This is a genomic window from Streptomyces sp. NPDC005962, from assembly GCF_040629205.1.
In the GTDB taxonomy this organism is placed as follows: Bacteria; Actinomycetota; Actinomycetes; order Streptomycetales; family Streptomycetaceae; genus Streptomyces.
Genome location: NZ_JBEXVE010000014.1, coordinates 39,855 through 47,832, shown reverse-complemented (window position 1 = coordinate 47,832; position 7,978 = coordinate 39,855). Strand labels below are relative to the sequence as shown.

The 7,978-nt window shown below is 72.3% G+C and carries 10 protein-coding genes and 1 pseudogene; 7 read left to right on the top strand and 4 right to left on the bottom strand.

Annotated elements, in window-relative coordinates:
• Nucleotides 1-41 precede the first annotated feature (41 nt).
• From ABZ370_RS23570 to ABZ370_RS23560, 3 genes are all read left to right on the top strand, one after another.
• Nucleotides 42-236: an MbtH family protein gene (locus ABZ370_RS23570; protein ID WP_358624205.1), complete on the top strand. Its 195-nt coding sequence runs from the start codon at nucleotides 42-44 to the stop codon at nucleotides 234-236.
• A 106-nt stretch (nucleotides 237-342) separates the two neighbouring features.
• Nucleotides 343-750: a CoA-binding protein gene (locus tag ABZ370_RS23565; RefSeq protein WP_358624203.1), complete on the top strand. Its 408-nt coding sequence runs from the start codon at nucleotides 343-345 to the stop codon at nucleotides 748-750.
• A gap of 86 nt (nucleotides 751-836) precedes the next feature.
• Complete coding sequence (locus tag ABZ370_RS23560) at nucleotides 837-1,322, top strand: GNAT family N-acetyltransferase (protein ID WP_358624200.1); 486 nt, start codon at nucleotides 837-839, stop codon at nucleotides 1,320-1,322.
• A gap of 3 nt (nucleotides 1,323-1,325) precedes the next feature.
• Here the strand turns inward: ABZ370_RS23560 and ABZ370_RS23555 are convergent.
• Together ABZ370_RS23555 and ABZ370_RS23550 are read right to left on the bottom strand one after the other, a co-directional pair.
• A pseudogene (locus tag ABZ370_RS23555) lies at nucleotides 1,326-1,880 on the bottom strand (YbaK/EbsC family protein).
• 42 nt (nucleotides 1,881-1,922) lie between these two features.
• On the bottom strand, nucleotides 1,923-2,495 hold the full coding sequence (locus ABZ370_RS23550; protein WP_358624512.1) for an XRE family transcriptional regulator: 573 nt from the start codon (nucleotides 2,493-2,495) through the stop codon (nucleotides 1,923-1,925).
• A gap of 115 nt (nucleotides 2,496-2,610) precedes the next feature.
• Here ABZ370_RS23550 and ABZ370_RS23545 point away from each other — a divergent pair, with 115 nt between their 5' ends.
• Together ABZ370_RS23545 and ABZ370_RS23540 are read left to right on the top strand one after the other, a co-directional pair.
• On the top strand, nucleotides 2,611-3,477 hold the full coding sequence (locus tag ABZ370_RS23545; RefSeq protein ID WP_358624198.1) for an EamA family transporter: 867 nt from the start codon (nucleotides 2,611-2,613) through the stop codon (nucleotides 3,475-3,477).
• A 40-nt stretch (nucleotides 3,478-3,517) separates the two neighbouring features.
• Nucleotides 3,518-4,063: a gamma carbonic anhydrase family protein gene (locus tag ABZ370_RS23540; protein ID WP_358624195.1), complete on the top strand. Its 546-nt coding sequence runs from the start codon at nucleotides 3,518-3,520 to the stop codon at nucleotides 4,061-4,063.
• A 10-nt stretch (nucleotides 4,064-4,073) separates the two neighbouring features.
• Here the strand turns inward: ABZ370_RS23540 and ABZ370_RS23535 are convergent, their stop codons facing one another.
• Nucleotides 4,074-4,772, bottom strand: coding sequence for a DedA family protein (locus tag ABZ370_RS23535; protein ID WP_358624193.1), 699 nt, complete (start codon nucleotides 4,770-4,772; stop codon nucleotides 4,074-4,076).
• A 181-nt stretch (nucleotides 4,773-4,953) separates the two neighbouring features.
• Nucleotides 4,954-5,406 (bottom strand): DUF4442 domain-containing protein, encoded by a 453-nt coding sequence (locus tag ABZ370_RS23530; protein ID WP_358624190.1) that lies wholly within the window; start codon nucleotides 5,404-5,406, stop codon nucleotides 4,954-4,956.
• 84 nt (nucleotides 5,407-5,490) lie between these two features.
• Between ABZ370_RS23530 and ABZ370_RS23525 the strand changes: the two genes are divergently transcribed.
• Together ABZ370_RS23525 and ABZ370_RS23520 are read left to right on the top strand one after the other, a co-directional pair.
• The gene (locus ABZ370_RS23525) at nucleotides 5,491-6,576 is read left to right on the top strand and encodes a hypothetical protein (protein WP_358624188.1); all 1,086 of its coding nucleotides are present in this window, start codon (nucleotides 5,491-5,493) and stop codon (nucleotides 6,574-6,576) included.
• 84 nt (nucleotides 6,577-6,660) lie between these two features.
• Nucleotides 6,661-7,956: an MFS transporter gene (locus ABZ370_RS23520; protein WP_358624186.1), complete on the top strand. Its 1,296-nt coding sequence runs from the start codon at nucleotides 6,661-6,663 to the stop codon at nucleotides 7,954-7,956.
• The last annotated feature ends 22 nt before the right edge of the window (nucleotides 7,957-7,978 follow it).

Genomic DNA, 7,978 nt, shown 5'->3' with positions numbered 1-7,978 from the left:
CACCTCCACGAAGAGTTCCGTAACGACAGGAGAAACAGCTCATGGACGACAACGCCCGCTACCAGGTGCTCCGCAACGACGAGGACCAGTACTCCCTGTGGCCCGCCGACCTCGACGTCCCCGACGGATGGCAGAGCGTCGGCAAGGAGGGCACCAAGGACGAGTGCTCGGCCTACGTCGACGAGGTGTGGACCGACATGAGGCCCCGCAGCCTGCGCGAGCGCATGGCCTCCTGACCCCTCCCCTCGTCAACAGGCCCCGGCACCCGCCGGGGAATCTCCGGGGCGCGGTGTCCGTTTCCGCCCAAGAGCAGGCCGGACACCGCACCCGCAGGAGGCACCCATGTACGGCGACACCACGACGGTCCGCACCATCCTGGGCGAGCTGGGAGACACCTGGGCGGTCGTCGGCCTGTCCGCCAACCAGGCCCGCGCGGCCTACGGCGTGGCCGGAGTGCTCCAGCGCCACGGCAAGCGCATTGTGCCCGTCCACCCCAAGGCCGAGACGGTCCTGGGCGAGCCCGGCTACGCCACCCTCGCCGAGATCCCGTTCCCGGTCGACGTGGTCGACGTGTTCGTCAACTCCGACCTGGCCGGGCCGATCGCCGACCAGGCGGTGGCCATCGGCGCCAGGGCGGTGTGGTTCCAGCTCGGCGTCATCGACCCGGCGGCGTACGAGCGGACCCGCGCGGCGGGCCTGGAGATGGTCATGGACCGCTGCCCGGCCATCGAGATCCCGCGCCTGGGCTGAACGGGCGGCCGGGCCGAGCGGGCCGGGCCGGCCGGGCGGGGAGAAACACCTTGGGCCCGGAGCGGCCCACCGGTTAGCGTCGCCCCATGGTCCCGATACGTGCCGCCCGCCCCGACGACGCCGCCGAGCTGGTCCGGCTGCGCCGGCTGATGTTCCAGGCCATGCGCGGCAAGGACGAGCCGGGCCCGTGGGAGGCGCGGGCCGAGGAGATGGCGCGGCGGCAACTGGCCGAGCCGGAGCGGGTGTTCGGCGCGTTCGTCGTGGACGGGGACGAGCCGGGCGCCCCGCATCTGGCGGCGTGCGCGGTGGGGCGGCTGGAGGAGCGGCTGCCCGCGCCCGTCCACCCCGCGGGGCGCTTCGGGTTCATCTTCAGCGTGTGCACCGACTCCCGCTACCAGGGCCGCGGTTACGGGCGCGCCACGACGGAGGCGCTGCTCGACTGGTTCGCCGGGCAGGGCGTCACCCGGGTCGATCTGCACGCCACGGACGACGCCGAGCGGCTGTACCGGAGCCTGGGCTTCGCCGAGCACTCCACCGCGCTGTCGCTGGATCTGTCCGGGCGCCGGGGCTGACCGCTACGCGGCGAGCCCCTCCAGCACGACCGCGCCCGGCAGCCCGGCGAGCACCTTGCCCGGCACGATGAGCTTGCCCCGGCGGCCGCCGCTGCCGATGAGTGCGTACGGGATGTCGGCGACGGCGGCGTCCAGCAGCAGCGGCCAGCCGTCGGGCAGCCCGATCGGGGTGATGCCGCCGAACTACATGCCGCTCTCGCCGGTCGCCGTGTCGATCGGCGCGAACGACGCCTTGCGGGCGCCCAGATGGCGGCGCACGACCCCGTTGACGTCCGCGCGGGTGTGGGCGAGGACCAGGCACGCGGCGAGCGTGGTCTCGCCGCCCCGCTTCCCGGCCACCACCACGCAGTTGGCGGACTGCTCCAGCAGCGAGGAGCCGTAGTTCTCGACGAGCACGGCGGTGTCGGCCTTGTCCGGGTCGGTGTCCACGTACAGCACCTGCTCCACCGGCCCGGCGCCGCGCCAGTCGCGCAGCGCGCCGGCGACCGGCGCGGTCAGCAGGTCCAGGCATTCCACGGCGGGACGGACCTCGTCGAAGGCGTCCATCGGGGTACTCATACGCTCAAACTAGCAGGCCGGGCGGGGTGTACAGACCCGGTTTCAGCGGGCGGGGGGCACCGAAACCGCCATGGTCATCTCCACCGGTACCGCGCCGTCGTTGCGGTAGACGTGCGGGGTGTTGGCCTCGAAGGCGGCCGAGGTGCCGGTCGGTACGGTGTGCGTCCGGCCCCCGATGACCAGGGTCAGCTCGCCCGCCGTCACCCGCAGCAGCTCGTACGTCCCGGCCGGGTGCGGATCGGACGCGCTGCCGTCGCCCGGCATCAGCCGCCACTCCCACATCTCCAGCGGCCCGTTCGCCTCGGTGCCCACCAGCAGCGCGGTGTAGCTGCCCGCCTCGGTGGACCACATCCGCACGGCCTGGTCGGCGGGGACGAAGGTCACCTGCGGTCCCTGCTCGTAGTCGAGCAGCGTGGTGATGCTCACCCCGAGGGCGTCGGCGAGCTTCACGGTGGTGCCGACGCTGGGGTTCGTACGGGCCTGCTCGATCTGGATGATCATCCCCCGGCTGACCCCGGCGCGGGCGGCGAGCGCGTCGAGGGTGTACCCGCGTTCGTTGCGCCAGCGCTTGAGGTTGCGGGCGAGCGACTGCGTGAGCTGATCGAGGTCCGTCACGGGCATCCCGTCCAAAATCCTGGGCCGTCCACTATCGTGAATGGCAGAGTCAAACAAATTGAACTACGGTGGGGTGTACTCCAGCGTCCATCACACTGTACGGCGAGGTTCTTCCATGTCCGCACTCTTCGCTCTTGCCACCAGCCTCATGTGGGGGCTGGCCGACTTCGGCGGAGGGCTGCTCACCCGGCGCACCCCCGCGCTCACGGTGGTCGTCGTCTCGCAGATCATCGCGGTGACCGTGCTCGGCGCGATCGTCGTGGCCACCGGCGGATGGTCCGAGGCCGGGCCGCAGCTGTGGTTCGCGGCGGCCGCGGGCGTGGTGGGCCCGGCCGCCATGCTCAGCTTCTACCGGGCTCTCGCGCTCGGCCCGATGGGCGTCGTCTCCCCGCTCGGCGCGCTGGGCGGGGTCATGGTGCCGCTCGCGGTCGCGGTCGTGCTCGGCGAGCGGCCCGGGCTGCTCCAGCTGGCCGGGATCGTGGTCGCGGTGGCCGGGGTGGTGCTCGCGGGCGGGCCGCAGACCGGCGGAAACCCCGTCCAGCGGCAGACCCTGCTGCTCACCCTGGTCGCCGCGCTGGGCTTCGGGTCCGTGATGGCGCTGATCGCCGAGGCCTCCAGCACGCTGACCGGGCTCTTCCTGGCGCTGTTCGTGCAGCGGGTGTGCAATGTGGCGGTCGGCGGCAGCGCGCTGCTGATCTCCGTGCGGCGCGGCGCCCGCGCGCTGCCCGAGGGCGGCCTGCGCGTCGTCGCGGCGTCGCTGCCCGCGCTCGCCTGCGTGGGGCTGGCCGACGTCGCCGCCAACGGCACCTACAACCTGGCCGCCCACCACGGCCCGGTCACCATCGCCGCCGTCCTCGCCTCGCTGTACCCGGTGGTGACCTCGCTCGCCGCCCGCGTGGTTCTGGGCGAGCGGCTGCGCGCGGTGCAGGCGACCGGCGCCGGGCTCGCCCTGGTGGGCAGCGTGCTGCTGACGACGGGCTAACGTGCCCGGGACCGGCAACGACGGACCGAAGGAGACGGCAGTGGCGGAGCGGGCACTGATCGCGGGAGTGGGCGGCAAGGAGCCGAAGGTCGATCCGGAGGCGTTCACCGCCCCGACCTCCGTGGTGATCGGCGATGTGTCGGTGGCCGCGGGGGCGAGCGTCTGGTACCACGCCGTGCTGCGCGGAGACGCCGCGTCGATCAGCGTGGGCGCGCACAGCAACATCCAGGACAACTGCACCGTGCACGCCGACCCCGGTTTCCCGGCCACCGTCGGCGAGCGGGTCACGGTGGGCCACAACGCGGTGCTGCACGGCTGCACCGTCGAGGACGACGTCCTGGTCGGCATGGGTGCCACCGTGCTGAACGGCGCGCACATCGGCGCGGGCTCGCTGATCGCGGCCCAGGCGCTGGTCCCGCAGGGGATGCGGGTGCCGCCGGGCTCGCTGGTCGCGGGGGTTCCGGGGAAGGTCAGGCGCGAGCTGACCGAGGAGGAGCGGGAGCACGTCCGGCTCAACGCCGAGGGCTATGTGGAACTGGCCCGCCACCACCGCGCGGCGGCGGAGGAGCGGGCCAGCCAGGCCTGAGCCGTACGGACTACTCGGCGGCCGGGACGGGCTCCGGCTCGGCCGCCTCCTGCTGGGTGGCGGTCCCCTGCCGGGCGGCCGCCTCCTGCCGGGCCGCCTTCTGCTGGCCGGCCTTCTTCGTGCGCCACTTCATCACCAGCATCGAGCCCAGGCCGAAGCACAGGGCGAGGACGAGCCCGAGCCAGGAGAAGCGCTTGAGCCAGTCCTCGGCGACCTTCCCGACCGAGTAGATGACCGCGGTGGTGCCGCCCGCCCAGACGATGCCGCCGAGCACGTTGGCGATGGCGAACTTCCAGTACGGCATGCGCAGCACCCCGGCGAGCGGGCCCGCGAAGATGCGCAGCAGCGCAATGAAGCGGCCCACGAAGACCGCCCACATGCCCCACTTCTGGAAGGACCGCTCGGCGGACGCCACATGCTCGGCGCCGAAGTGCTTGGGGAATTTACGGCCCAGCCAGGCGAGCAGGGGCTTACCGCCCCTGCGGCCGATCAGATAGCCGATCGAATCGCCGATCACGGCGCCCGCGATGGCGCTGGCGCCCAGGACGTAGGGGTTGATGTGGTCCTGGGACGCCGCCAGCAGCGAGGCGCTGACGAGAACGATCTCTCCGGGGAGCGGGATGCCCAGGCTTTCGAGGCCGATGACCAGGCCGACGAGCAGATAGACACTGATCGCGGGTACGGTCTCGAGCCATTCCTCGATGTGCAACGCCGGTTCCCTCCCGTATGCCGATCCCTGTGTCGGCGCGCGCCCGATCGAGCGCACTCGGGAAGCGTACTCAATCGGCGCGGCCACCACATTCCACGATGCGGGCTCCCGGCCACATCGGCTCGCCGGACGGCCCCGTACGAGGGGGGAGGGCGCCGTTCAGGGGGGCGGGGACCGCTTCTCAGCCCTGGGGCCGCAGCGTCCAGGTGATGGACATCTCCCCGGTGACCGCTCCGTCCTCGCGCGTGATCTCGATCCGGACGGGGAATTCGGGCCGCTCGCCCGCGTCGAGTCCGGCCACCACATCGGCCACCGGGCGGCCGAGCCGGGCGGTCGCGGTGACCGGGCCCTTGGCGAGCTTCTTGTAGTCGATCTCGGCACGCACGGCCAGCGGCACGGCCCGCCCGAGCTGGTCGCCGAAGGCCGCGAGCACGACCGCGCCGGACGCGGACTCGGCCAGAGTGAACATCGCCCCCGCGTGCGGTCCGCCGACGTGGTTGTGGAAGTCGGACTGGTCGGGCAGCCGCACCACGGCACGTTCCGCCGACGTCTCGACGAACTCCAGGTTCAGGGTGCGCACCATGGGCACGGTGGCCGCGAGCGTGTCGCCGATGGACGGCAGTGTCTCTGACATACCGGGGAAGTTACCACCGGGTAGCAATTTCGGGGAAGGGGCGGCCGTAGCCGCCGTCGGTGGCCCCATCTATCGTTACCGGCCATGTGGCCAGGACAGCAGCCGCCCGGGGGCGAGCAGAACCCGCAGGATCAGAATCCCTATCAGCAACCGGGATACCAACAGCCGAACCCGTACCAGCAGCCGGGTTATCAGCAACCGAATCCGTATCAGCAGCCACAGCAGGGCTACCCCGGCCAGCCGGGACAGCAGCCGGGGCAGCAGCCGGGTTACGGGCATCCGCAGAACCAGCCCGCACACGGCTGGAATTCGCCCTCCGGACCGGCCGGGGCACCCCAGTCGCCGCAGGACAAGAAGAAGCGCACGGCGACCATCGCGATCGTCGCCGCGGTGGCGGTCGTCGCGGCGGCCGTGATCACCGGCGTCGTCGTCTTGAACCAGGACGACAGCAAGGACGAGCAGGCGAAGCACGAGAAGAAGTCCACCGCCCCCTCACCCTCCGCCACCACCTCGGCCCCGGCCGGGGCCCCCTCCGCGGGCGGCGAGGACAACCCGCGCGCCGGGGGTGACACGGCCCAGGTGAAGCCGGTGATCCCGGGCTGGCAGACGGTCGTCAGCCCCAAGCGACACGACGCGTTCGACGTGCCCGCGAACTGGTCGGTGAAGAAGCCGGACCTGAGCATCGGCTTCGAGGACGACAAGGGCAACCCGCTCGTCATCATGTCCGCCCCGGCCAAGTTCAAGGAAAACGCCTGCTCGGTCAAGGGCAAGGACGGCGAGGAGGAGACCAGCGGCATCGCCGGGACCGGCACCAAGGGCGCGCAGGGCGCCAAGACCGAGGCCTCCGCCGCCAAGATCGAGGCCGAGAACTGGGTCTACGCCGCCTTCGACCAGAAGCAGACCGGCACCCGCAAGGTCACCGACGCCAAGCCGTTCAAGAGCGACCACGGGCTCAAGGGTTACACCTCCACGGCGACGGTCACCGGCGTCAAGAAGACCGACAAGTGCGTCACGGACGGCAAGGCGGTCACCGTCACCTACACGGACGTCAACGGCGACTTCGCGACCTGGGTGCTCTACTCCGCCAAGGGCGTCAAGGACGAGGTCCCGGACGCCACCATCAAGAAGATCATGAGTTCGCTGCGTCCGGTGCAAGCCGAGGGCTCCTGACCATCCGAGGGCTCCTGACCAGCTGACCGAAGCGGCCGGAATCGGGTTGGACGCCGGGGCCCGCCCCCGGGGATAGTCCGCTGCGTGACCACTCCCCCGGCCCCGCGTCCCCGATCACCCCGCCCCGCCTGGGCGGGCCGCAACTACACACTGCTGACCGCCGCCGCGGTGGTGACGGGTCTCGGAAACGCCGGGGCCCTCATCGCGGCGGCGTTCGCGGTCCTGGACGCGGGCGGGGACGGCGGTGACGTCGGGCTCGTGGCCGCGGCCCGTACCCTCCCGCTCGTCGCCTTCCTGCTGATCGGCGGCGCGTTGGCGGACCGGCTGCCGCGGCACCGGGTGATGGTCGCGGCCAACGCCCTCAACTGCGCCTCGCAAGGCCTCTTCGCGGTGCTCGTGCTCACGGGTGAGGCGCGGCTGTGGCAGATGGCCGTGCTCGCCGCGCTCAGCGGCACCGGGCAGGCGTTCTTCGGCCCCGCCGCCGAGGGCATGCTGCTCTCCAGCGTGGACGCCGAACAGTCCGCCCGCGCCTTCGCGTTGTTCCGCGTCGGCACCAACGGCGCACAGATCTGCGGTGCCGCGCTGGGCGGCGCGCTGGTGGCGATCGTCGGCCCGGGCTGGGTGCTGGCCATCGACGCCGCCGCGTTCGCGGCCGCCGGGGCGCTGCGCGCGCTGCTCGACGTCAGCCACATCGCACCGCGCGAACCCGGCGGCGGCATGCTGCGCGATCTGCGCGAGGGCTGGCGCGAGTTCACGGGGCGGCCCTGGCTGTGGACCATCGTGCTGCAGTTCTCGGTCGTCAACGCGGTGGTGGCCGCGGCCGAGGCGGTGTACGGGCCGCTGGTCTCCGAGGAGCAGTTGGGCGGGGCGCGGCCCTGGGGGTTCGCGCTCGCGGCGTTCGGCGCGGGCACGGTCGTCGGCGGGCTGACGATGACGCGCTGGAGACCCCGTCGGCTGCTGTTCGCGGGCTCCCTGTGCGTGCTGCCGTTCGCCCTGCCGACGGCGGCGCTCGCCGTTCCGGTGTCCGCGCCCGTGCTGTGCGCGGTGATGTTCGTCGCCGGGGCGTCGGTCGAGGTGTTCGGGGTGTCCTGGATGACCGCGCTGCACCAGGAGATCCCCGAGGACAAGCTGTCCCGGGTGGCGGCGTACGACTGGATGGGCTCCATCGCCATGGTCCCCCTCGCCACCGCCCTCGCGGGCCCGGCCGAGAACGCCTTCGGGCGGTCGGCCGCGCTGTGGGGCAGCTCGTCGCTGATCCTGCTGCTGACCGTGGCCGTGCTGTGCGTACCGGACGTACGGAGGCTGCGGCGCCGCGAATCGGAACCGGTCGCGAAGGGGACGCCCGTGACCGAGCCGGTGGCGGCCCCGGAAAAGCTCTGAGAGCCGCCGCCGTACGTGGCGT

Coding starts and splice junctions, on each gene's coding strand:
- ABZ370_RS23570 (WP_358624205.1), top strand. CDS start 42: ATGGACGACAACGCCCGCTACCAGGTGCTCCGCAACGACGAGGACCAG.
- ABZ370_RS23565 (WP_358624203.1), top strand. CDS start 343: ATGTACGGCGACACCACGACGGTCCGCACCATCCTGGGCGAGCTGGGA.
- ABZ370_RS23560 (WP_358624200.1), top strand. CDS start 837: ATGGTCCCGATACGTGCCGCCCGCCCCGACGACGCCGCCGAGCTGGTC.
- ABZ370_RS23545 (WP_358624198.1), top strand. CDS start 2,611: ATGTCCGCACTCTTCGCTCTTGCCACCAGCCTCATGTGGGGGCTGGCC.
- ABZ370_RS23530 (WP_358624190.1), bottom strand. CDS start 5,406: ATGTCAGAGACACTGCCGTCCATCGGCGACACGCTCGCGGCCACCGTG.
- ABZ370_RS23525 (WP_358624188.1), top strand. CDS start 5,491: ATGTGGCCAGGACAGCAGCCGCCCGGGGGCGAGCAGAACCCGCAGGAT.